This is a genomic window from Actinacidiphila oryziradicis (assembly GCF_005047355.1).
GTDB lineage: Bacteria > Actinomycetota > Actinomycetes > Streptomycetales > Streptomycetaceae > Actinacidiphila > Actinacidiphila oryziradicis.
On sequence record NZ_SUMC01000001.1, the window covers coordinates 203778 to 225932 of the forward strand.

21 protein-coding genes and 4 pseudogenes are annotated in these 22155 nt (G+C 70.4%); 16 read left to right on the top strand and 9 right to left on the bottom strand.

Annotated elements, in window-relative coordinates; translation table 11 throughout:
• Positions 1–20 precede the first annotated feature (20 nt).
• From FCI23_RS00970 to FCI23_RS01020, 10 genes are read left to right on the top strand one after another with little or no spacing between them, the layout of a single operon-like run.
• Entirely contained in the window at positions 21–1340 is a 1320-nt protein-coding gene (locus tag FCI23_RS00970) for a DegT/DnrJ/EryC1/StrS family aminotransferase (RefSeq protein WP_136721482.1), read from the top strand.
• Complete coding sequence (locus FCI23_RS00975) at positions 1337–2209, top strand: transketolase (protein ID WP_211265167.1); 873 nt, start codon at positions 1337–1339, stop codon at positions 2207–2209. The genes FCI23_RS00970 and FCI23_RS00975 overlap by 4 nt, the downstream gene beginning before the upstream one ends.
• Positions 2206–3165: a transketolase family protein gene (locus FCI23_RS00980; protein WP_136721483.1), complete on the top strand. Its 960-nt coding sequence runs from the start codon at positions 2206–2208 to the stop codon at positions 3163–3165. Before FCI23_RS00975 ends, FCI23_RS00980 begins: the two co-directional genes overlap by 4 nt.
• A gap of 26 nt (positions 3166–3191) precedes the next feature.
• Positions 3192–3368 carry a lysine biosynthesis protein LysW gene (locus FCI23_RS00985; RefSeq protein ID WP_136721484.1) on the top strand — a complete coding sequence of 59 codons (177 nt, stop codon included), beginning with the start codon at positions 3192–3194 and terminating at the stop codon, positions 3366–3368.
• Positions 3365–4240 (top strand): lysine biosynthesis protein LysX, encoded by an 876-nt coding sequence (lysX, locus tag FCI23_RS00990; RefSeq protein ID WP_136721485.1) that lies wholly within the window; start codon positions 3365–3367, stop codon positions 4238–4240. Before FCI23_RS00985 ends, lysX begins: the two co-directional genes overlap by 4 nt.
• Positions 4237–5262 (top strand): N-acetyl-gamma-glutamyl-phosphate reductase, encoded by a 1026-nt coding sequence (argC, locus tag FCI23_RS00995; protein WP_136721486.1) that lies wholly within the window; start codon positions 4237–4239, stop codon positions 5260–5262. The genes lysX and argC overlap by 4 nt, the downstream gene beginning before the upstream one ends.
• Positions 5263–5315: 53 nt before the next feature.
• A complete protein-coding gene (locus tag FCI23_RS59145) occupies positions 5316–7349 on the top strand; it encodes a [LysW]-aminoadipate kinase (protein ID WP_246143196.1) in 2034 nt (677 codons plus the stop codon).
• Complete coding sequence (cysC, locus tag FCI23_RS01010; protein ID WP_136721487.1) at positions 7346–7906, top strand: adenylyl-sulfate kinase; 561 nt, start codon at positions 7346–7348, stop codon at positions 7904–7906. Before FCI23_RS59145 ends, cysC begins: the two co-directional genes overlap by 4 nt.
• Positions 7903–8871 carry a sulfate adenylyltransferase subunit CysD gene (cysD, locus tag FCI23_RS01015; protein WP_136721488.1) on the top strand — a complete coding sequence of 323 codons (969 nt, stop codon included), beginning with the start codon at positions 7903–7905 and terminating at the stop codon, positions 8869–8871. Before cysC ends, cysD begins: the two co-directional genes overlap by 4 nt.
• A 41-nt stretch (positions 8872–8912) precedes the next feature.
• The gene (locus FCI23_RS01020) at positions 8913–10244 is read left to right on the top strand and encodes a sulfate adenylyltransferase subunit 1 (RefSeq protein ID WP_136721489.1); all 1332 of its coding nucleotides are present in this window, start codon (positions 8913–8915) and stop codon (positions 10242–10244) included.
• Between the two features lie 110 nt (positions 10245–10354).
• Here the strand turns inward: FCI23_RS01020 and trxB are convergent.
• The 3 genes and pseudogenes from trxB to FCI23_RS01035 form a co-directional block, all read right to left on the bottom strand.
• A pseudogene (gene trxB / locus FCI23_RS01025) lies at positions 10355–11304 on the bottom strand (thioredoxin-disulfide reductase).
• A gap of 5 nt (positions 11305–11309) precedes the next feature.
• A complete protein-coding gene (locus FCI23_RS01030; protein WP_136721490.1) occupies positions 11310–11732 on the bottom strand; it encodes an arsenate reductase ArsC in 423 nt (140 codons plus the stop codon).
• Positions 11733–11775: 43 nt separating this feature from the next.
• Positions 11776–11928, bottom strand: a complete 153-nt coding sequence (locus tag FCI23_RS01035) for a low molecular weight phosphatase family protein (RefSeq protein WP_211265179.1) — start codon at positions 11926–11928, stop codon at positions 11776–11778.
• Here FCI23_RS01035 and FCI23_RS01040 point away from each other — a divergent pair.
• Positions 11888–12295: pseudogene (locus tag FCI23_RS01040) on the top strand (aquaporin family protein); the annotation flags it as partial. The gene FCI23_RS01035 and the pseudogene FCI23_RS01040 sit on opposite strands and share 41 nt — an antisense overlap.
• Positions 12296–12434: 139 nt before the next feature.
• Here the strand turns inward: FCI23_RS01040 and FCI23_RS01045 are convergent.
• Genes FCI23_RS01045 through FCI23_RS62940 form a run of 3 tightly spaced genes read right to left on the bottom strand, consistent with a single transcriptional unit; the run spans position 12435 to position 13901 of the window.
• The gene (locus tag FCI23_RS01045; protein ID WP_136721491.1) at positions 12435–12800 is read right to left on the bottom strand and encodes an ArsR/SmtB family transcription factor; all 366 of its coding nucleotides are present in this window, start codon (positions 12798–12800) and stop codon (positions 12435–12437) included.
• 48 nt (positions 12801–12848) lie between these two features.
• A complete protein-coding gene (locus FCI23_RS01050; protein ID WP_322973771.1) occupies positions 12849–13715 on the bottom strand; it encodes a flavin-containing monooxygenase in 867 nt (288 codons plus the stop codon).
• A gap of 48 nt (positions 13716–13763) precedes the next feature.
• Complete coding sequence (locus FCI23_RS62940; RefSeq protein WP_322973772.1) at positions 13764–13901, bottom strand: FAD-dependent oxidoreductase; 138 nt, start codon at positions 13899–13901, stop codon at positions 13764–13766.
• 112 nt (positions 13902–14013) lie between these two features.
• Between FCI23_RS62940 and FCI23_RS01055 the strand changes: the two genes are divergently transcribed.
• Together FCI23_RS01055 and FCI23_RS01060 are read left to right on the top strand one after the other, a co-directional pair.
• Positions 14014–15375 carry an NAD(P)-binding domain-containing protein gene (locus FCI23_RS01055; protein ID WP_136721492.1) on the top strand — a complete coding sequence of 454 codons (1362 nt, stop codon included), beginning with the start codon at positions 14014–14016 and terminating at the stop codon, positions 15373–15375.
• Positions 15376–15379: 4 nt separating this feature from the next.
• Positions 15380–16182 (top strand): annotated as a pseudogene (locus FCI23_RS01060) (MFS transporter); the annotation flags it as partial.
• Positions 16183–16653: 471 nt separating this feature from the next.
• Here the strand turns inward: FCI23_RS01060 and FCI23_RS62245 are convergent.
• Entirely contained in the window at positions 16654–16785 is a 132-nt protein-coding gene (locus FCI23_RS62245; protein WP_265737713.1) for a hypothetical protein, read from the bottom strand.
• Between FCI23_RS62245 and FCI23_RS01065 the strand changes: the two are divergent.
• Together FCI23_RS01065 and FCI23_RS01070 are read left to right on the top strand one after the other, a co-directional pair.
• Positions 16763–17115, top strand: a pseudogene (locus FCI23_RS01065) (transposase); the annotation flags it as partial. The gene FCI23_RS62245 and the pseudogene FCI23_RS01065 overlap by 23 nt on opposite strands.
• Before the next feature lie 142 nt (positions 17116–17257).
• The gene (locus tag FCI23_RS01070; RefSeq protein ID WP_169316649.1) at positions 17258–19201 is read left to right on the top strand and encodes an NAD-binding protein; all 1944 of its coding nucleotides are present in this window, start codon (positions 17258–17260) and stop codon (positions 19199–19201) included.
• Here the strand turns inward: FCI23_RS01070 and FCI23_RS62945 are convergent.
• Together FCI23_RS62945 and FCI23_RS01080 are read right to left on the bottom strand one after the other, a co-directional pair.
• Complete coding sequence (locus FCI23_RS62945) at positions 19104–19490, bottom strand: alcohol dehydrogenase catalytic domain-containing protein (protein WP_136721495.1); 387 nt, start codon at positions 19488–19490, stop codon at positions 19104–19106. The two genes, FCI23_RS01070 and FCI23_RS62945, sit on opposite strands and share 98 nt — an antisense overlap.
• A gap of 136 nt (positions 19491–19626) precedes the next feature.
• The gene (locus FCI23_RS01080) at positions 19627–20388 is read right to left on the bottom strand and encodes an IclR family transcriptional regulator (protein WP_136721496.1); all 762 of its coding nucleotides are present in this window, start codon (positions 20386–20388) and stop codon (positions 19627–19629) included.
• 157 nt (positions 20389–20545) lie between these two features.
• Between FCI23_RS01080 and FCI23_RS01085 the strand changes: the two genes are divergently transcribed.
• On the top strand, positions 20546–22150 hold the full coding sequence (locus FCI23_RS01085) for a thiamine pyrophosphate-dependent enzyme (RefSeq protein WP_136721497.1): 1605 nt from the start codon (positions 20546–20548) through the stop codon (positions 22148–22150).
• The last annotated feature ends 5 nt before the right edge of the window (positions 22151–22155 follow it).

Genomic DNA, 22155 nt, shown 5'->3' on the forward strand with positions numbered 1-22155 from the left:
GAACCATGAAGGAGGATCACATGAGCAAACTCGCAGTCCTCGGCGGAACCCCCGCGGTGCCACGAACGCAACGCGGTGTCGAGTGGCCGGTGATCCAGGACGAGGACCGCAAGGCCGTACTCGACGCGCTCGACGGAGGGCGGCTTGTCTCCGACACCGACGGGGAAACGCCGGTGACCACGCTGGAGCGCCAGTGGGCGGAGCGGTTCGGCCACGCCCACTGCGTGGCCGTCACCAACGGCACGGCGGCCCTGCAACTCGCCCTGGCTTCGCTGGGCGTCGGGCCGGGGGCCGAGGTCATCGTTCCCGCGCTGAGTTTCATCGCGACGGGGCTGGCTCCGCTGCACAACATGGCGGTACCGGTCTTCGCCGACATCGACCCGGTCACCTTCAACCTCGACCCGAAGGACGTGGAACGGCGCATCACACCGAGGACGGCCGCGATCATCCCCGTCCACCTGCACGGCGCGCCGGCGGACATGGACGGGATCACCGATGTGGCCCGCCGCCACGGCCTGGCCGTGGTGGAGGACGCCGCCCAGGCACCGGGTGCGACCCATCGGGGGCGTCCGGTGGGCAGCATCGGTGACATGGGCGCGTTCAGCCTTCAGGTCACCAAGAACATCCCGACCTGCGGCGAGGGCGGTCTGCTGGTGACCGGCGATGCCGGTCTCGCCGAAACCGCCCGCAGGGGCCGCCAGTTCGGCGAGGTGATCGAAAGCGGCAAGGACCGGGACTACGTCTCCCACCAACTCGGCTGGAACCACAAGATGAACGGCCTGCAGGCGGCCTTCGCCAGCGCGCAGCTCGGTCGCTTCGACCACTACGAGCAGGCCCGGCAGACGAACATCACCCGCTTCCTGGCGCGCCTGGACGGACTGCCCGGCCTCACCGTGCCCAAGCCGCTGCCCGGCACCACACACGTATGGCACATCCTCCGGTTCCGGTTCGACCCGGCCGCGGCCGGACTGCCCGGGATCACCGACACGGCTTTCCGGAAGGCACTGCGCCGCGCACTGCGGGCCGAGGGAGTTCCGATGTCCCAGTACCAACTGATGCCGCTGCCCGACCAGACCGCGTTCCGCGATCGCCTCGGCTTCGGCCGGGGCTACCCGTGGGCGGCGCTGGAGCCCTCGGCAGAGCACGTACCGGAGCACGTACCGGCGGATTCCCGGGCGGAGTATCCGGTCGCCCACGCGGTGATCCGTGATTCCCTCACCATCCAGAAGCGGCACCTGAGCCCCACGAGCGGTGAGCTGCTGGAACGTTACGCGGAGGCATTCGAGAAAGTGTGGGAGAACCTCGACACGGTCGCCAAGCTCGCCGGGGCGCGATCATGACCGCGACGAGCCTCACCCCGGCCGGCCTCTCGTCCCTGCGCGCCACCGCCATGCGGGTGCGCGAACACGTCGCTGACATGTGCGCGGGCCCCGAAGGAGGGCACCTCGGCGGCGCGTACTCGGCCACCGAAGTACTGACCGCGCTCTACGGCGACGTCATGACCGTGGACCCGGCGCGGCCAACAGCCCCTGAGCGGGACCGGTTCGTGCTCAGCAAGGGGCACGCCGCAGTGGGCCTGTACGCGATCCTCGCGGAAAGCGGCTTCCTGCCCGTCGAGGAACTGCGTGAATACGGCCAACCCGGCAGCAGGCTGATGGGCCATCCGGTCCGGGCGGTGCCCGGGGTCGAGGCCGCGACCGGCTCACTCGGCCACGGACTCGCCCTGGGATGCGGTTTCGCCCTGGCCGCGCGCCTGGACGGCAGGAGTTCGAAGGCCTTCGTCCTCATGGGGGACGGCGAACTCCAGGAAGGTTCCGTGTGGGAGGCGGCCATCGGCGCCGCCTCGCTGGGACTGGAGAACCTGGTCGCCGTGGTGGACCGCAACTCCCTCCAACTGACCGGCCCCACCAACGAGATCGCCGCCATGGAACCGCTGGCGGAGCGGTGGCGAAGCTTCGGGTGGGCCGTCCGGGAGGCCGACGGACACGACGTCGGAGAACTCGTACGGAACCTGGGCAGCACCCCGTGGGAACCCGGCCGCCCCAGCCTCCTGATCGCGCGAACCGTGAAGGGCCACGGCGTTCCGTTCCTGGCGGGCCAGGTCGCAAGCCACTACGTCACCCTCTCCGAACGCAAACACACCCGGGTCCGGTCCGTACTGCGCAACGCGCCCGTATCGCACAACACAGGGAAGGATGAAGCCCGTTGACAACAACCCCAGCCCCAGCGGCGACCCGCCACGCGTACCGCGACCGGCTGATGCCGCTGCTTCAACAGGACCCCAGGCTGATCTGCCTGGACACCGACACCGGCCTGTTCAGCCCGGACGACATCGCCGCCGCCGGCGACCAGTACGTCAATCTGGGGATCGCCGAACACAATCTGATGGGCATGGCGGCCGGGCTCGCGGCCTGCGGGCGGATGCCGTTCGTCAACACCATGGCCGCCTTCGCCAGTGCGCGGGCGCTCGAAGCCGTAGAACTCGACATCGCCTACCCGGCCCTGCCGGTACGCATCATGGCGACGCACGGCGGCCTGGCCGCCGGTCACCTCGGCCCCACGCACCACGCGTTGGCGGATCTGTCGGCGATGCGCACACTGCCGACGATGACCGTGGTCGTACCGGCCGACGCCGCCGCCACCGAAGCCGTCGTCGAACAGAGCCTGGACCTGCCGGGCCCGTTGTACGTACGGCTGGGCCGCAAGGCCACGCCGGCGATCGATACCGGCGAGCCCATGATCATCGGCCGGGCCCAGCTGCTGCGCCGGGGCACGGACGTGGTACTGGTCGGCTGCGGACCGTATCCCGTGGCGGCCTGCGCGGAGGCGGCACAGCTTCTCTCCGAATGCGGTATCTCCGCGACCGTGCTCAACATGCACACCCTGCGACCGCTCGACACCGAGACGCTCCTCGCGGCCACCGCACAGGCCTCCCTGGTGGTCACGGTGGAGGAGCACTGGCGCAGCGGCGGGCTCGGCGGCGCGGTCTGCGAGGCCCTCTGCGAGGAGCGGCCGACCCGCGTGGTGCGGATCGCCATGCCGGAGAAGTTCGCGGACATCGCCGGCGGCCACGAATACCTGCTGGACCACTACGGCATCAGCGCCGCCCGTACGGCTGCCACGGTCTGCGCGGCACTCGACGCGGACGCGCCCAACACCCCATGAACCGACGAGAAACAGAGGGAACTGTCATGACGACCGCGACCCAGACGTGCCCCGAATGCGACGGAGCACTGACGATCAACGACTCCGTCCGGATGAGCGAAGTGCTCGAATGTCCCGGCTGCCGCAGCGAGTTGGAAGTGGTGGCCACTGCCCCGCTGCTGCTCGCGCTGGCACCCGAGGTCGAAGAGGACTGGGGCGAATGACATTGGGAAAGCCTTCCACGGCACCGCGGACAGCCCTGCTGGCCTCCAGGATCCGCTTCGAGGAGAAGCGGATCCTGGAGGCCCTGGAGCGGCGGGGAGTCCCGTGCACGCAAATCGACACCCGGACCGTACGACACCACATGGACGGCCTGCCGCCGGCCTGGGACCTGGTGCTCAACCGGGAGATCTCGGCGACCAAGGCCCTCTACGCGGCACTGACGTTCGAGGCGAGCGGCGTCACCGTCGTCAACTCCTCGGCCGCGATCGAGATCTGCGGTGACAAATGGCGGACGTCGCTCGCCCTTCACCGGGCCGGCATCCCCACGCCGCGCGCTTCCCTCGCCCTGACGACCGAGGCCGCCCAGCAGGCGGCCGAGGAGATCGGGTACCCGGTCGTCATCAAGCCCCTGGTCGGTTCCTGGGGCAGGCGGGTGGCACTGCTGCCGGACGCCGACGCGACCCGGACCGTACTGGAGCACTGCGACGCCATTCCCTCGCCGCAGGCACAGATCATCTATCTCCAGAGTTACGTGGACAAGCCCGGCCGCGACATCAGGGTGATCGTCGTGGGCGGGGTGCCGATCGGTGCCGTCTACCGGATGTCCGACGAATGGCGCACCAATGTGGCGAGGGGCAGCCGGACCAAGCCGTGCGCCCTTACCGACGACATCGCCGGGCTCGCGGTGGCCGCCGCGGCACAGACCGGGGCGGCCATCGCGGGCGTGGATCTGGCCGAGGACGTGGACGGCGGCCTGTACGTCCTGGAGGTGAACCACGGAGTCGAGTTCAAGGGCTTCCAGGAGGCCCTGGATGGCCGGGTCGACGTCGCCGAGGAGATCGCCGACCGACTGGTCTCCGAGGTGTGGAAGTGATCAGGGTCGCGGTGTTCGGTGCCGCCGGCTACATCGGTGGCGAAGTGCTCAGGCTGCTCCTCGGCCACCCCGAGACGGAGGTGACCGCCGCGGTGTCGTCGCGCTTCCCTGGCAAGCGCGTCGACAGCGTCCATCCCAATCTGCGCTCGGCCACGGACCTCACGTTCTGCGACGCCGAGCAGGTGACGGAGTGCGATGTCGTCCTCCTGGCGACGCCGCACCGGTCGGCCATGGCCCTGGTACGGCAATGGGCGAGCCGTACGGAACTCCTGATAGACCTCTCGGGGGACTTCAGGCTCAGGGACGCCGACGCGTACAAGCGCTACTACGGCGTCGCCCACGAAGCTCCGGAACTACTGGACTCGTTCGTCCCCGGCATTCCGGAACTGCACCGCGACGAGCTGCGCACCGCACGGCTGATCAGCGTCCCCGGCTGCATGGCGACGGCCGGACTGCTCGCGCTGCGTCCGCCGGCCGCCCGCAGACTGATCGCTTCGCGGGTCCTGGTGGACGGGCGTACCGGATCCAGCGGCTCCGGAGCGACGGCCGGCGAGGGCAACCTGCACGCCGAACGCAGCGGCGCCATGCGCGTCTTCGCCCCCGTGGCCCACCGTCACGAGGCCGAGATCGCCCAGCACACCGGCCTCGACGTACGGATGACCGCGACAGGTGTCGAGGCAGTGCGCGGCGTCCAGGTCGTCTGCCACACCGAACTGGCGCCGGGCGCGGACCACCGGGCGGTGCGCGCGGCCTACCGCGAGGCGTACTCGGACGAGCCCTTCATCCGCATGGTCTCCCACAAGCGAGGCGTCTACCGCTATCCGGAACCCAAGATCCTGCTCGGTTCCAACTTCTGCGACATCGGCCACGCCGCCGACGAGGGCTCCGACCGCCTGGTCGTCATCGCCGCCCTGGACAACCTCGTGAAGGGCGGCGCGGGCAACGCGGTGCAATGCCTCAACGTCCGCATGGGGTGGCCCGAGTCGTACGGACTCTCGTTCCCGGGGCTGCATCCGATGTAGGGCCTGCCCGGTCGGACACCTCTGAACATGAATTGACATGACTGGAGGCAAGGTTGAACCCGAACCAATTACTCGTAGTCAAATGCGGCGGCAACCACGACGTCAACGCGACTGAAATCTGCGCCGATATCGCGGACCTGACACGGTACGGCCATCACGTCGTCGTGGTGCACGGCGGATCCGCCGACATCGACAGCCTGGCGCAGCGGCTGGACGTCCCGCAGCGCCGGATGGTCTCGCCCGACGGCGTATCGGCCCGCTACACCGATGAGGCGACCATGGAGGTGGTGACGCTGGCCCTGGCCGGGGCGGTAAAGCCGAGGCTGGTGGCCGAATTGCAGCGCAGGGGCGTGCCGGCCGTCGGCATGACCGGGATGGACGGCGGGATGCTGCAAGCGAGCCGCAAGACCGCGCATCGAGCGCTGATCGGCGGACGCACGGTGGTCGTGCGCGACGACCACAGCGGGCGGATCGGCGAGGTCCGTAACGAACTCCTCACCACGCTGCTGTCCGAGGGGTACGTTCCCGTGATCTCGCCGCCGGCGGCGGACGAGCGGGGATTCCCGGTCAACGCGGACGCGGACCGCGCCGCGGCGGCACTGGCCACGGCCCTGAACGCGGACCGCCTGGTGCTGCTGACCGGGGCTCCGGGCGTACTGACCGACGCGGACGACGAAGGCAGCGTGCTGGCCGAGTACGAGGTGTCCGGGACTTCCGCCCCGGGGGAGTTCGCCCGTGGCGGCATGGCGCTCAAGCTCGTCGCGGCGCGCGAAGCCCTCCAGGGCGGGGTCCCGCGGGTGACCGTCTCGGACGGCCGCCATGAGAAGGCGGTCACCGACGTCCTGCACGGAGCGGGAACGCAGATCTTGCTGACGCCCGGTCCGGAACGGAATCCGGAACAGAATCCGGAACAGAAGAGGAATCCGGAACAGAAGGAGGAGCAGGTGATGGGCACCGTGACCGTCCCGTCCGAGGATGTGGCCCGAGCCCTCGTGGGCGTGGACCCGGTCTCGGCGGCGAACATGCTGGAAGCCATGGTGGCGATCCCTTCACCGTCGGGGGAGGAGAGCCGGCTGGCCGAGCATCTGGTCGGCGTCATGAAGGGACTCGGCCTTGCCGCCCGGATCGACCGGGCCGGAAACGTGATCGGCGAGACGCCCGCCCGGCCCGGCCCGAAGATCATGCTCCTCGGTCACATGGACACGGTCCCCGGCCAGTTGCCGGTGCGGTGTTCGGACGGCCGTGTCCACGGACGCGGCTCGGTGGACGCCAAGGGCCCGCTCGCGGCCATGGTGCAGGCCGTCGCGGCGAACCCCGGCTTCCCCGGCCAGTTGACGGTCGTGGGAGTGGTCGAGGAGGAAACCCCCCAATCCCGTGGCGCGGTACACATCGGACGCACACTGGCCCGACCGGACGCGCTGGTGGTGGGCGAACCGAGCGGATGGTCGGGAGTAGTCCTCGGGTACAAGGGGAAACTCGACCTCTCCTACCGGGTCACCTGTCCTGCCACCCATCCGAGCAACCCCGTGGAGAAGGCGACGGAATCGGCTGCCGCGTTCTGGCACGATGCCCTCGAACTGCTCGGCCCGGACCAGGGCCACGGTTCGTTCGGAACCCCCGGCGCGACCCTGGTCGCGATGCGGGGCGACATAGCGGACGCCGAACTCGAGATCAGCGTCCGCACCCCGGTCGGTTTCGACCAGGAGGGATTCGTCACCGCCCTCAGGAACCGCGCCCGCGGCGGCACGGTGGATGTCCTCAACGGGGTCGCCGCGGTGCGCGTGGAACGTCGCAGTCCCGTGGTCCACGCCCTGTCCGCGGGGATCCGGCGAGTTGGAGGCGTCCCGCGTCCGACGGTCAAAACCGCCACCTCCGACATGAACACGCTGGCGGAGTTCTGGGACATACCGATGGCCACGTACGGCCCGGGGGACAGCGCTCTGGACCACTCGGACGAGGAGCACATCCTGACCGACGACTACCTACGCGGCATCGCCGTCCTCTCGGCCGCGCTGCGCGAACTGACAACGCTGCCCGTGACCGCGGCCCGAGCGGCATCCGAGCCCGCTGTGAGGAGCCGGGCATGACGACCCACTCGTTCTGCACGTGCCGGCCCGGCGCGACCGTATGGCTGACCGGCCTGCCGAGCGCGGGCAAGACCACCATCGCCTACGGGGTCGCCGAGCGGTTGCGACATCACGGACGACGGGTGGAGGTCCTCGACGGCGACGAGGTCCGGCGATTCCTGTCCGCCGGGCTGGGCTTCAGCCGTGCGGACCGGGACACCAACGTCCAGCGGATCGGCATGGTCGCGGAGGTTCTGGCACGCAACGGCACAGCCGTCCTGGTGCCGGTGATCGCGCCGTACGCGGACAGCCGGGAAATGGTCCGCAAACATCACGAGAAGTCCGCGACGACCTATCTGGAGGTGCATGTCGCGACACCGCTCGAGGTCTGCTCGGTGCGGGACGTGAAGGGCCTGTACGCGCGGCAGGCCGCGGGCGGGATATCCGGGCTGACCGGTGTCGACGACCCGTACGAGGTGCCCGAGACGCCGGATCTGCGGCTGGGCACCCATGCCGAAGGCGTCTCGGAGTCCGTCGACGCCTTGTACACGCTGCTTGTGGAAAGGGAGTTGGCATGACGGTCGTTCACCACCAATCAGCAGGGGGTTCCACCGGGAGTTCCGCCGGGAGGACGGCGAATCCCTACCCTTACGCACTGTCGCATCTGGAGACGTTGGAGTCGGAGGCGGTGCACATTTTCCGTGAAGTGGCGGGCGAGTTCGAGCGGCCAGTGATCCTCTTCTCCGGCGGCAAGGACTCGATCGTCATGCTGCACCTGGCGCTGAAGGCGTTCGCCCCGGCGGCGGTGCCCTTCTCGCTGCTGCACGTGGACACCGGGCACAACTTCCCCGAGGTGCTCGCCTACCGGGACCGGACCGCGGCCGGGCACGGGCTGCGGCTGCGTATCGCCTCGGTGCAGGACTACATCGACGACGGACGGCTGCGCGAACGCCCCGACGGCACCCGCAACCCGCTCCAGACCGTGCCGCTGCTGGACGCGATCGCCGAGGGCAAGCACGACGCGGTGTTCGGGGGCGGGCGCCGGGACGAGGAGAAGGCGCGCGCCAAGGAGCGGGTCTTCTCGCTGCGGGACGAGTTCGGGGCGTGGGACCCGCGCCGCCAACGCCCGGAACTGTGGGCGCTGTACAACGGCCGGCACGCACCCGGCGAGCACGTCCGCGTCTTCCCGCTCTCCAATTGGACCGAGCTGGACGTGTGGCAGTACATCGCGCGCGAGGGCATCGAGCTGCCGCAGATCTACTACGCCCACAAGCGCGACGTCTTCGCCCGGGACGGCATGTGGCTCGCGCCCGGCGAATGGGGCGGCCCGAAGGACGACGAGACCACCGAACGCCGGCAGATCCGCTACCGCACGGTCGGCGACATGTCCTGCACCGGCGCGGTGGACTCCGACGCCGGCACGGTCGAGCAGGTCATCGCCGAGATCACCACGTCCCGGATCACCGAGCGGGGAGCCACACGCGCCGACGACAAACTGTCCGAGGCCGCGATGGAGGACCGCAAACGCGAGGGGTACTTCTAATGACCACTGATACGGACACTGATAGCGGCACCGATACGGATATGGATACGGGCACGAGCACGAGCACGAGCACCGGCACCGAACGGCTCCCGACCACCACCGCGCTGCTGCGCTTCGCGACCGCCGGTTCCGTGGACGACGGCAAGTCCACCCTGGTCGGGCGGCTGCTGTACGACTCCAAGTCGGTCCTCGCCGACCAGCTGGGGGCCGTCGAGGCGGCCTCCATGCGGCGCGGCCAGGAGACACCGGACCTGGCGCTGCTCACCGACGGCCTGCGCGCGGAGCGGGATCAGGGCATCACCATCGACGTCGCCTACCGCTACTTCGCCACCCCCCGGCGACGGTTCATCCTCGCCGACACGCCCGGACATGTGCAGTACACGCGCAATATGGTGACGGGTGCCTCCACCGCCGAGTTGGCCGTGGTCCTGGTCGACGCCCGCAACGGCGTCGTCGAGCAGACCCGCCGCCACGCGGCTCTGGCCGCCCTGCTGCGGGTGCCGCACGTAGTGCTGGCCGTCAACAAGATGGATCTGGTCGACTACGCCAAGTCGTCCTTCACCGGGATCGCCGAGGAGTTCACCGCGTACGCCGCTTCGCTCGGCGTCCGCGACATCACGGCGATACCGATCTCGGCACTCGCCGGGGACAACGTGGTGACCCCTTCCGCGCACATGGACTGGTACAGCGGCCCGACGATCCTGGAGCACCTGGAGACCGTGCCGGTCGGCGACAACCCAACCACCGCCCCGGCCCGTCTTCCCGTCCAGTATGTCATCCGGCCCCAGACCGCCGAGCACCTCGACTACCGGGGCTACGCGGGCCGGATCGCGTCTGGCGTACTGCGGGTCGGCGACGAGGTCACCGTCCAGCCGTCGGGCCTGGCCAGCACCATCACCGGGATCGACACGCTCGGTGAGAGCGTGGCCACGGCCTGGGCCCCGCAGTCGGTGACCGTGCTGCTCGCCGACGACCTCGACATCTCGCGGGGCGACGTCATCGCGCCGGCCCTCGACGCCCCCACGATCACCCAGGACGTCGAGGCCACCGTCTGCCACCTCCACGATCGGCCGCTGACGGTCGGCGCCCGGGTGTTGCTCAAGCACGGCACCCGCACGGTGAACGCGATCGTCAAGCAACTGCCTTACAAGGTCGACCTCACACAGGGCCTGACCCGCCGGGACCTCCCCCATGAGCTTGCCGTCAACGACATCGGCACGGTCGTCCTGCGGACTTCCCAGCCGCTGCCGCTGGATGCCTACGCCGACTCCCGGCTCACCGGTTCCTTCATCCTCATCGACCCGGCCAGTGGCACCACCCTCGCCGCCGGCATGTGCCATGCTACGACGGCCCGTTCGGGGGCAAGCGCCTGAGGGGGACCACCTCGAAATCGCCCCCGCCCCGGCATCCAGGCCTTCCCGTTTTTGAAGGCTGGGGTGTGCCCGGCGCCCCGAAGGGCGGTCAGGCACACTCCGGCCCGGTGTCACGCGGTGACGTCGGCGAGTGCGGCCAGGTAGCGCTCGGCGTCCAGCGCGGCGGAGCAGCCAGTGCCGGCGGCGGTGATGGCCTGGCGGTGGGTGTGGTCGACGACGTCGCCGGCGGCGAAGACGCCGGTGGCGCTGGTGCGGGTGCCGGGTGCGGCGACCATGAGGTAGTTCTCGTCGTCCAGGTCGAGCTGGCCCTTGAACAGTTCGGTGCGCGGGTCATGGCCGATCGCGACGAACAGTCCGGTGACGGGGAGCTCGGAGGTCTCACCGGTGCTGGTGTTGCGCAGGGTGAGTCCGGAGAGCTTGCCGCCCTCGCCGTGGATGGTTGCGACCTCGCTCCCAGGCGAAGGAGATCTTCGAGTCAGCGTAGGCACGTTCCTGCATCGCCTTGGAGGCGCGCAGGGTGTCACGGCGGTGCACGATGGTGACGGACTTGGCGAAGCGGGAGAGGAAGGTCGCCTCTTCCATCGCGGTGTCGCCACCGCCGATGACGGCGATGTCGTGCTCGCGGAAGAAGAAGCCGTCACAGGTCACGCAGTAGGAAACGCCACGGCCGGAGAGCTCGTCCTCGCCTGGCAGGTTGAGCTTGCGGTGCTGGGATCCAGTGCCGACGATGACGGCCTTCGCGCGGTGCACGGTGCCGGCGGAGTCGGTGACGGTCTTGATGTCCTCGGTCAGGTCGGCAGCAACGATGTCGCCACCAGCTCGGCGCCGAAGCGCTCAGCCTGGGCGCGCATTTGTCCATGAGGTCGGGGCCCATGATGCCGTCGCGGAAGCCGGGGAAGTTCTCCACCTCGGTGGTGTTCATCAGCGCGCCGCCCGCGGTGACCGCGCCTTCGAAGACCAGGGGCTTGAGGGAGGCGCGGGCGGCGCAGAGGGCGGCGGTGTATCCGGCGGGGCCGGAGCCGATGACGATGACCTCGCGCACGTCGTCTCCCGGCGTCACCGTGCTCACGCCTCCTGCTTGGCGTCGATCTCGGCAATCAGGGCCTCGATACGGGTCTTGATCTCGTCGCGGATCGGGCGGACGGACTCCACGCCCTTGCCCGCGGGGTCTTCCAGGGCCCAGTCGAGGTACTTCTTGCCGGGGAAGATGGGGCAGGCGTCGCCGCAGCCCATGGTGATGACGTAGTCCGACGCCTGGACGGCTTCGGTGGTCAGAATCTTCGGCTTCCTGTCGGAGATGTCGATGCCGACTTCCTTCATCGCCTCGACCGCGGCCGGGTTGACCTGGTCGCCCGGGATGGACCCGGCGGAGCGGACCTCGATCCGGTCGCCGGCGAGGTGGTTGAGGAATCCGGCGGCCATCTGCGAGCGCCCGGCGTTGTGGACGCAGACGAACAGCACGGACGCGGCAGGGGCGGTGGTGGACATCAGTTCTTCCTTTTCCAGTGGAACGGTGGGCTCGCGGCCGGGATCAGGCCGTGGGCAGGGTGGCGAGCAGGTCGGTGACGTGCGCGTCGATGGCGTCGCGGATCGCGCGGACCGCCTCGATCGGGGCGCCGTCGGGGTCGGCGACGGGCCAGTCCATCGCCGGGGCGATCGGCGGCGCCGTGCTGGCGAACGCCATGTTCGCCGAACCGGTGGTGCGGTGGTCCACCCACGACCGCTCCGCCGGGCACCTGCTGCTTGGCGAGGTCGTCGCCACCGCCGGGTTGATCCTGCTGATCTTCGGGCTCGCCCGCGCCGACCGGCTGCACTTCGCGCCGGTCGCGGTGGCCTCCTACATCGGCGCGGCCTACTGGTTCACCTCCTCCACCTCCTTCGCCAACCCCGCGGTCACGATCGGCCGGGCCTTCTCCGACACCCTCGCCGGGATCGCCCCGGGTTCCGTCCTCGGCTTCATCGGCATGCAGCTGATCGGAGCCGTCGTGGGGCTGGCGCTGGTAGCCGTGGTCTTCGGCCGTCCCGGCAGCCGGACGGCCGACGACGTCTGATCCGTACAGCTCGCGGCGCCGCGACGCGTGAGGAGCATGCGGGTCGGCCCGGCGGCAGGAGGTCCAGAGTCGGGGTCCGGGCCGGCGGCAGTACCGCCCGTGGCCTTGGCGGCGACGCTCCGCGCAACGTACAGGTCGGTCAGGCTCCGGCTGCGGAGGTGAGCAGTTGCCCCATGGCGGCCAGTACGGCCGGGGCGACGCGGTAGTAGACCCAGGTGCCGCGCCGCTGGGAGGTCAGCAGTCCTGCCTCGCGGAGCTTCTTGAGGTGGTGGGAGACGGTGGGCTGGGAGACGCCGACGTCGGAGATGTCGCACACGCACGCCTCGCCGCCCTCGTGGGAGGCGATCAGGGAGAACAACCGCAGGCGCACCGGGTCACCGAGTGCCTTGAACATCACGGCGGTCCGCTCGGCCTCCACGGCCGTGAGCGGGCGTTCGGTCAGCGGCGGGCAGCACGGCGCCGCGCTCTCCGGCTCCAGCAGCGGCAACACCTGCACATTCGACATGCGTCTATGTTGACACATGTCGAACCAGAACGGTGAGGCCGTACGGCGTCATGACCGCGCGAGGTGAGCGGCCAGGCGGCGGGCGGCGCGGACGGCGTCCCGGCCGACCCCGCGCAGGGAGTTCGACGACAGGCTGCGCTGCCATTCCGGCCCCACATAGACCAGCCCTGGATGGGTGAGGGAGGCGCCGTCGCGGTGCAGCGGATGCCCCTGCCCGTCCAGAGCGCCAAACCCGTCGAAGTAGGGCAGGTCAGGCCGGTAGCCGGTGGCCAGCAGAACCGCGTCGATCGCTTCGACCGTCCCGTCCGGCCAGGTGACCCTTGCCGCCGTCGCCGCCGGTGAAGACCGGCAGTCCGGAATGCCGACGTCCAGTGCGGCACGGTACCGGCTGTCGTCGATGACCAGCTGCGTCGGCGGGGTCCGCAGGAAGCGGTCGACCGGCGCGGTGTCGATGCCGGTCCGGGCGAGCCAGAAGCGCAGGCCCCGGCCCAGGATGTGCTGACGGGCGAACCGCGCCGGCGTGCGGCTGGCCAGCGTCACCCGCGCGGCAGTGGCCAGTTCTGCCGCGATCTGCACCGCGGAGTCCCCGGCCCCGACCACGATGACCCGCTGACCGGCGAACGGCTCGGAAGTCCGGTAGTCCGCCGCGTGCAGCACCGAGCCCGCGAAGTGCGCCAGGCCCGGCAGATCGGGCCGGTAGGGGCGGCCGAAGGTCCCGCTCGCCGCGACCACCGCCCGCGCCGCCAGCTGCTGTCCGCCCTCCAGGGCGACGGCGAACCCCTTCCCGTCGGGGCGGACCTCCACCACGCGGGTGCGGGTGCGGATCTCGGCATCCAGGCGCGCGGCGTAGGAGGCGAGATAGGCGACGACCTCATCCCGGCGTGGACAGCGGTCGCCGTCGCCGCCGAACGGCATGCCCGGCAGGGAGCTGTACCGCGCCGGGGAGAACAGGGTGAGGCTGTCTTAGTAGCGCGGCCACGACCCGGCCGGCCGCGCGGACGCCTTCAGCACCACCGGCGTCAGCCCGTGCCGCAGCAGGGCATGCGCTGCTGCGAGCCCGGACTGGCCGCCCCCGATCACCGCGACGTCGACCTGCTCCATCACAACGACCTCCTGGTTTCGACGTGTGTCTATGTTGACGCTTATCGAATCAAGTGTAATGCTGGCGCTGCAAGCCATCGACGGATGTCGAAGCAGAAAATGAGGAGTCGTTGTGAACGCGCCTGCCACCAGCGAACTGCCCGTCGTCGTCATCGGAGCCGGCCCGGCCGGGCTCGCCGCCGCAGCCCACCTTCTCGACCACGGCATCGAGCCCCTGGTCCTGGAGACCGGTCCGGCCGCCGGCGCGGCCGTGCGGGAGTGGTCACACGTACGGCTGTTCTCCACCTGGGGCGAGCTCACTGACCCGGCCGCAGAAAAGCTCCTGGCGCCCACCGGCTGGACCAAGCCCGATGCCGCCGCGTACCCGTCCGGCGGGGACTGGGCCGAGCAGTACCTCCAGCCGCTCGCCGACGTCCTGGGCGGGCGCGTCCGCTACCACGCCACCGTCACCGGGGTCTCGCGCACCGGCCGCGACCGGATCGTCGACGCCGACCGCGAGAGCCAGCCCTTCGTCGTGCACCTCAACACCGCCGGCAGCGGTGAGGAGCGCGTCTTCGCCCGCGCGGTCATCGACGCCTCCGGCACCTGGACCACGCCCGGCCCGGCCGGAGCCAGCGGCCTTCCCGCCCTCGGCGAGAAGACCGCGGCCGACCGCATCACCTACCGCGTCCCCGACCTGAAGGACCCAGCCGTACGCGCCCGCTACGCCGGTAAGCGCACCGCTGTCATCGGCTCCGGCGCCTCCGCGTTCACCGCGCTGGCCAGCCTCGCCGACCTCGCCAAGGAGGAGCCCGGCACGCACGCGGTGTGGATCCTGCGCCGGGGCATCAGCGGCTCCACGTTCGGCGGCGGCGAAGCCGACCAGCTGCCCGCCCGCGGCGCCCTCGGCCTCGCGGCGAAGGCCGCCGTCGAAGGCAGCTACGCGGACGCGGTCACCGGCTTCCGTACCGAAGCGATCGAGCGCGACGCGGAAGGCCGCCTGGTCCTGGCCGGTGAGGATGGCCGCCGCCTGGACCCGGTGGACGAGGTCATCGTGCTCACCGGCCTGCGCCCGGACCTGTCGTTCCTGTCCGAACTCCGCCTCGGTCTGGACGAGCGCCTCCAGGCACCCGTCGAGCTGGCGCCGCTGATCGACCCCAACCAGCACTCCTGCGGCACCGTCTACCCGCACGGCCACCGCGAACTGTCCCACCCAGAACAGGGCGTCTACCTGGTCGGCATGAAGTCCTACGGCCGCGCCCCGACCTTCCTGGCCATGACCGGCTACGAGCAGGTCCGCTCCGTCACCGCAGCCCTCGCCGGCGACCTGGAATCCGCCGACCGCGTCGAACTCACCCTCCCCGACACCGGAGTGTGCGGCGGCGCCGGCCTCTTCGACCAGCCCGAGGCCGCCCAGGACAACAGCGGCGGCGGCTGCTGCGCCGCTCCGGCCACGCTCACCATCGGAGCCCCCGCCCCCTCCGGCGGCTGCTGACCCGGTGACCGATGTCCACAGCGGCCTGGCCGCGACCGGAGCGGGCATCCGGTCGCGGCCACGCGCCGTACTGCCGGCCCTGTGCGCCACGCAGATCACCAGCTGGGGCGTTATCTACTACGCCTTCCCCGTGCTCAACGCCCGCATCACCGCCGACACAGGCTGGTCCCCCGCCGCCACCACCGCGGCCTTTTCCGCCGCCCTGCTCGTCTCCGCCGTGGCGGGCATCCCCATCGGCCGGATCCTCGACCGGCGAGGCCCACGCGCCGTGATGACCACCGGCTCCGTCCTGGCAGTGCTCTCCCTGCTCGCCATCGCCCGCGCGCCCAACCTGACGGCCTTTGCCGCCGGGTGGCTGCTGGCCGGCACCGCCATGGCCGCCACCTTCTACCCCCCAGCCTTCGCCGCACTCACCCGCTGGTGGGGCAACGACCGCGTCCGGGCCCTCACCATCGTCACGCTGGCCGGCGGACTCGCCTCCACCGTCTTCGCACCGCTGACCGCAGCCCTCGCCGAACACTTCAGCTGGAGGACCACCTACCTCATCCTGGCGGCCATCCTCGCCCTCGTGACCATCCCCGCGCACGCGCTGGCACTGCGTGCGCCATGGCCGCCGCCCCCCGCAGCCCCCGGGCAACCCTCACCACCGCACCGCCGGTGACCCGCAGCCGCCCCTTCATCCTCCTCGCCGCAGCACTCACCCTGTCCGGGTTCGCGATGTACTCCGTCGTCATGGGACTCGTCCCCCTCCTGACCGAACGCGGCGCCACGCCCACCGAAGCCGCTTGGGCCCTCGGAACCGCAGGCCACAGGCCCGAATCCTCTGGGCAGACGCAAACCGCCCGAGCCGCAGGTTCGAGTCCTGTGAGGGCACGCCGACGTCGCCTTCCGGCCCATCGATGACCACATACTGAACCGTGACCGCGACGGGTCCCCGCTTCCGCCGGTGCTCGCCGTCGCCCGGGTTCCCTTGCTGTTCGTCGCTCCGCGCTTCATCCATGGCGTCCACATTGCTCCACCGCACTCGGTAGCGCAGTCACCCGATGGTGGGACGGCCCTTGCCGACGGCACTTGTGAGCGCAGCGGACGGACCGCGGAACCGACCAGGTCCGTCGCCTGTGGCGGCGAACCGTAGATGCGCCTGGTCCGCATCGCAGCCTTCTTCCGCCGCGGGCCCGCCGTGGCGCGACGCCGACGAAGTACGGAGATGTCGTGCGACCGCGTGTACGACACCGCTCACCCCGGCTCCAGCGGCCACGGCACCTGACGGCCCGGGTTTCACAGGCCGTGCCGGTCGGGGATCTTCATCAGGTTGCGTTCGCGCTTCTGGCCGGCGCGCAGAGTGGTGAGGTAGGCGGTGAAGTCCTCCTGCTGCCCAGGTTCTGGTGGCAGGTCAATCGCCGATCCCATGCGCGCCGACCTGGTCGTCGGCGCCCTGGAGGCGGCCGTGGCCGCTCACGGCGGCGATGTCGCGGACGTCATCTTTCACACCGATCACGGCACGCAGCACACCAGCGGTGCGTTCGCGGCCGTCTGCCGCCGGCACGGGATCCGCCGGTCGATGGGGCGTGTCGGCTCGAGCTGCGACAATGCCCTGGTCGAGCCGTTCTTCCAGGGCCTGAAGCGGGAGTTGACGCATCAGCGCAGGTGGGCGACCGCGGCTCGGCGCTGCCGTACCTCACACCCATCGAGTTCGAACAGCGGCTGATCAACTCGGATAACCTCGGCCTCGCTGCATGAAACCCGGTGTCCACAACCGGGGAGCAATCTCAGCTCCCCCATGTTCCCAGGCGCGACCGGAGCGTGGCGCGTATCCCTGCCCCGCAGGACACCGCGGTACCACCAACCACGCGTCAGCGAACCACAGGTAGGATCCGGTGGTATGACCCGCGACGGGGGACCACAGTCAGCTGGTCAGTCCGAACCTGCGCAGCAGATCGCCGACCACTTCATCGTCGTCGGCAGCAATGCGCTCGCCCTCCGGCTGATCCTGGAACTCACCGAACACTACGAAGTCCCGGTGATGGCCATCGTTCAGGACCGTACCGAGGATCACGCTCCGCGGATCGCGCAGATTCCCGGCCTGGTCAAGGTCGTCGAGTCCCGGACGGTCACCGATGAGGCGTTGCGGGAGGTGTCCGCGAGCACCGCGCGTGGCATCGCACTCGTCAGCGGCGAGGACCAGGACAAGATCCATGCCGCGCTCAGCGTCCAGGGCCACAACCCGCAGATCCGCGTTGTGCTGCGGATGTTCAACGAGCGGCTGGGCCAGCAGATCGAGAAGTTGCTCACCAACTGCGCATCGCTGTCCGGTTCCGCGACGGCGGCGCCGGCTTTTGTCAATGGCGCGCTGCAACGGCCCAACTCGGTGCAGGTCGGCGAACGGTTCGTCTACGTCGCCTACGATGACGACATTCAGTCGAACCGCCTGTGCGTGGTCGCGGACCGGATTGACCGGCAGGATCTGAGCCGGATACGGCTGATGCCCGGGACCGCCAGCAGGGCCGCGGACTTCATCGCGCTGGCGACGCGGTACAGTCCCGACGCGACGATCCCATCGAGCCGCACACCGACGTCGCCAGACACGGCACACGCGCCGAACGCGGCCGACGCGGCCGACGCGGCCGACGCGACGACCCAGCACAGCAACAATCCGGACGGGGCCGGTAACGGAATCGCCGCCCTGCAGACGCTCTCCAACGAGCTGCGGATCTCGATCCCCTGGTTCGCGCGGCTGCGCTGGCGGCTGGTGGACACATTTCGGTACTTCACCGGCGCCCGTCTCAGAGTCGTGACGGCCTTCGCGTCGGCCGCGGCCCTGGCCTCCTTCCTGACGATCTGGGCCTTCAACCACAGCTTCATCTGGACCGTCTACACGACGCTGTTGGACATGGCCGGAGCGGCCCAGCCCGACCAGCCCGGCGCGGGTACCGGCGGGTGGTGGCAACGCGTCGCCCAGGTGATCATCACTTTCTGCGGAGTGACGTGTGTCCCGCTGGCCACCGCGATCCTGGTGGACGTCCTCGCCTCCGGACGGCGCGGCCAGCCCAAGGACCCCGGCTCCGGGACCAGCGATCACATCGTGGTCGTCGGCCTCGGCAATATCGGCACCCGGGTGGCGACCCTGATCCACGAGCTGGGCGTGCCCTTGGTGTGCGTCGAGCGCAACCCGGAATCCCGGGGCATCGCCACCGCGTGCGCCCTCAACATTCCCGTGGTCGTCGGCGACGGGCCCATGGACGACCTCCTGCGGCGCGCCCGCATCCACCGCAGCCGCGCACTGATTGCAGTGACCAGGGACGACGCCGCGAACCTGGAAGCCGCGTTGGAAGCCCGCGCGATACAGCCCGGCGTACGCATCGTGATCCGCCTCTTCGACGACGACTTCGCGCACCACGTCTACGCCACTCTCGGCAACGTCGCCTCCCGCTCGGTCTCCTACCTGTCCGCACCCGCGTTCGCCGCCGCGCTGATGAGCCGTGAGGTTTTGGGGACCCTGTCCGTCTTCCGCCATGTGCTCCTCATCGCCGAACTCACCGCGACCGAGGGCTCCGGCCTGGTCGGCATGAATCAGCATGACGTCGAGGACCTGGGCGGTATCCGGGTCATCGCCGTTCGGCTCGCCCACCAACCGGGGACCTACATGTGGAACTACGCTGACCGAGCCCGGCGGCTCGCCATCGGTGACCGGATCGTCGTCGCAGCCACCCGCAGCGGCCTCGGCCGCCTCAACACCACCCAGCCGGCGGCCGGCGGCGGGGACCCGGTACGGCAGAGAACGGCGGGCGACCCCGACCCAAGCGGGGCCGGCGACGGCAGATCATAGAGCGGATCCTGGTGGTCATTGCATTGGTCAAGCGGTGAGGGTCAGCTCGAGTCGGGCTTCGTTCCCCCGGGGCCCTGGCCGTCAGAGAGTCCCTTGGCAGGCTCCTGCCACGATCCGCCTTCGCGAAAACCCGGTCCCCTGGGGACAGCCTCGTGACGCCCGGCCCGGTCTCCACCACGACGCCGGCGGAGTCACTCCCGAGGATCGCCGGGAAGACGTACTCCTTGTAGCGCCTCGCCCGCCCGCTGGAAATATTGGCGTCCAGGGGGTTGACCGAGGAGGTGCGCACGTGTCCGGATCCGGTGGCCGGATGGTCAGCCTGCCGGGGGCGAGACGATTACTCCCGGAAACCAGCGCACGGCTGGCTCGTAGGTGTTCGGGCGGGCCGGGCCGGCGAAGTACTCGTCGTCACGCCCTCCAACCCATCACAGTTCCTTCGCGATGCCCGAGGCGGCCTGCTCGAGCAGACGAAAGAGCTCCGCGGCCCGCGTGCGGTCGAGCCGGGTGCTGGGGGCCGAGACGGTCACTGCCGCCACGCAGATCCCGTAGCGGTCACGTACGGGTACACCGACGGCGTGCACATCGCGGACGCTCTCGGCGAGGTTGAGCGCGTAGCCCCGTGCCCGGCACTCGGCGAGGTCCGCGACCAGCAAGTCCAGGTCGGGCACGGTATTCGGGGTGAGGGGGGTGATGCCGCGCGGGTAGCGCTCGCGCAATTGCTCGGGAGTGAGTTCGGCCAGCAGCGCCTTCCCTCCGGCGGTCGTGTAGGCGGGCAGATGGTCACCGGTGCGCGGCGCCACCCGCAGGGTGCGCGGGCCTTCGACGCCGTTGAGGAAGAAGCAGTCCGGTCCGTCGAGGACCAGGAGGTTCGACGTCTCCCGCGCGGCATCGCGCAAGGTCTGAAGGTGCGGCCGGGCGATCCGGATCAGGGTGCGTTCGTCGGCGATCCCGCGGGCCAGGCTGGTGAGCGCGGGTCCGAGCCGGTAGCGCCGGCCGTCCGGTTCCTGCTCGACGAAGCCGTGGGTGCGCAGCGTCGTCAGGACGCGGTGGGCGGTGGAGCGGGCGACGCCGAGGTGGCCGCTGACCTCGGTGAGACGTACGTACTCGCGTCCGCGCAGGTAGAGCAGAGTGCGCAGGGCGTTGGCGACGGAGTTCGCACCATAGATGTCAGCTGATTCGTTCGACATAGCAGAAACTCTATCTCGTGGCGTTCCGCCTAGTGATGCCCGCTGTTTATAGTCTGAGCGATCCCGCCATGAGGAACTCAGGACGACACCCGGTTGCGGGTGACATCCGTCCCGCAGTCAAGATCCGACGGCGGACTTCTGAAAGGAACCCCTCGCCATGCGCTCCGTGCGAGACGCCGCCTTCGACGTCCTGCGTGCGCACGGTCTGACCACCGTGTTCGCCAACCCCGGCTCGACCGAGGTGTCCCTGCTCTCCGACCTGCCCGACGACCTGGAATTCGTCCTCGCCCTGCACGAGGGGTCCGTCGTCGGCGCTGCCACCGGCTGGGCCATCGCACGCCAGGCGCCCGCGCTGGCCCTGCTGCACACCACCGCCGGACTCGGCAACGCGGTCGGCGCGCTCGCCACCGCGCGGGAGAACCGGGCCCCGCTGGTGGTGCTGGTCGGGCAGCAGGACCGCCGGCATCTCGCCCAGGAGCCGTTCCTGGCCGGGCGCTTGGAGGGTCTGGCCGGCGACTATCCCGTACGGGTGGAGACACCTCCGCGTGCCCAGGACGTGCCCGGGGCGATCGGCCGCGCGGCGCACGCGGCACGTACCGCACGAGGCCCTGCGCTGGTCATCGTGCCTATGAGCGACTGGGCCGAGCCGATGGAGGAACTGCCCGTTCCCGCACCCGCGGTGCTGCTGCAGTCGAGTGGCACCGACGCCCGGTCCGTCGCAAAGGTCGCCGGCCTGCTCGGTGCCGCCGTCTCCCCTGCCCTCGTCGTCGGTGCCGGGGCGGACGACGCGGCGACCTGGGAAGCGCTGACCGAGCTCGCCGAGACGCTCGGCTGCCCGGTGTGGCAGGAGTCGTTCGGGGCGCGAGCCGGATTCCCCCAGGACCATCCGAGCTTCGCCGGGCACCTGCCCGGCGACCGCACCCGGCTGCGCGAGACCCTCGCTCCCCATGACTTCGTACTGGTCGTAGGGGCGCCGGCGCTGCGCCAGTACCCGTACGCGACCGGCCCCCTGGTGCACGAGGGAACGCGTCTGGTGCTGGTGACCGACGACCCCGGCGAAGCGCACCGCGCCCCCGTCGACCTGGCGGTGCTCACCCCGCTGCCGGCCTTCTGCGCCGAGCTGGCCGGCGCCGTACCGCCCCGCCCCGCCGCAGTGCGTCCGGACTTCCGCCGCCGGGCCGCCGCGGTCGAACCGCCGCGCGAGGGCGAACCGTTGCGCGCCGCGCATGTCTTCGCCGCGTTCGCAGGGCGGCTTCCGGCCGACACCGTGGTGGTCGAGGAGACCCCCTCCAGCCGCCCCGACCTGCACGCGCTGCTCCCCGCGCGCCGGCCGCTCGGCTTCCTGAGCGCCGCGATGGGCGGGCTCGGGTTCGCCATGCCCGCCGCGGTCGGTGTGCGCATGGCCGTGCCCGAGCGGCCGGTGGTCGCGATGCTCGGCGACGGATCATCGCTCTACCAGATCCAGTCGCTGTGGACCGCGGCCCACTACCACGTGGGTGTGATCTTCGTCGTCCTGGCCAACGGGCGCTACGCGGTGATGGACCGGCTCGCCGAACTCCAGGGCGGCAAACCGCCCTGGCCGGCCTTCGAGGAGGTCAGCGTCTCCGCCATGGCCGGCGCCCTCGGCTGCCCCGCCCGCCGCGTCACCGACCACGCAGAGCTGCTGCGCGAACTCGACGCGGTGGTGCCCACCCTCAGGGACCGTACGGAGCCGCTGCTTCTGGAAGTGGCCGTCGAACCCGACCCGATCTTCGTCCCCTGACCCAC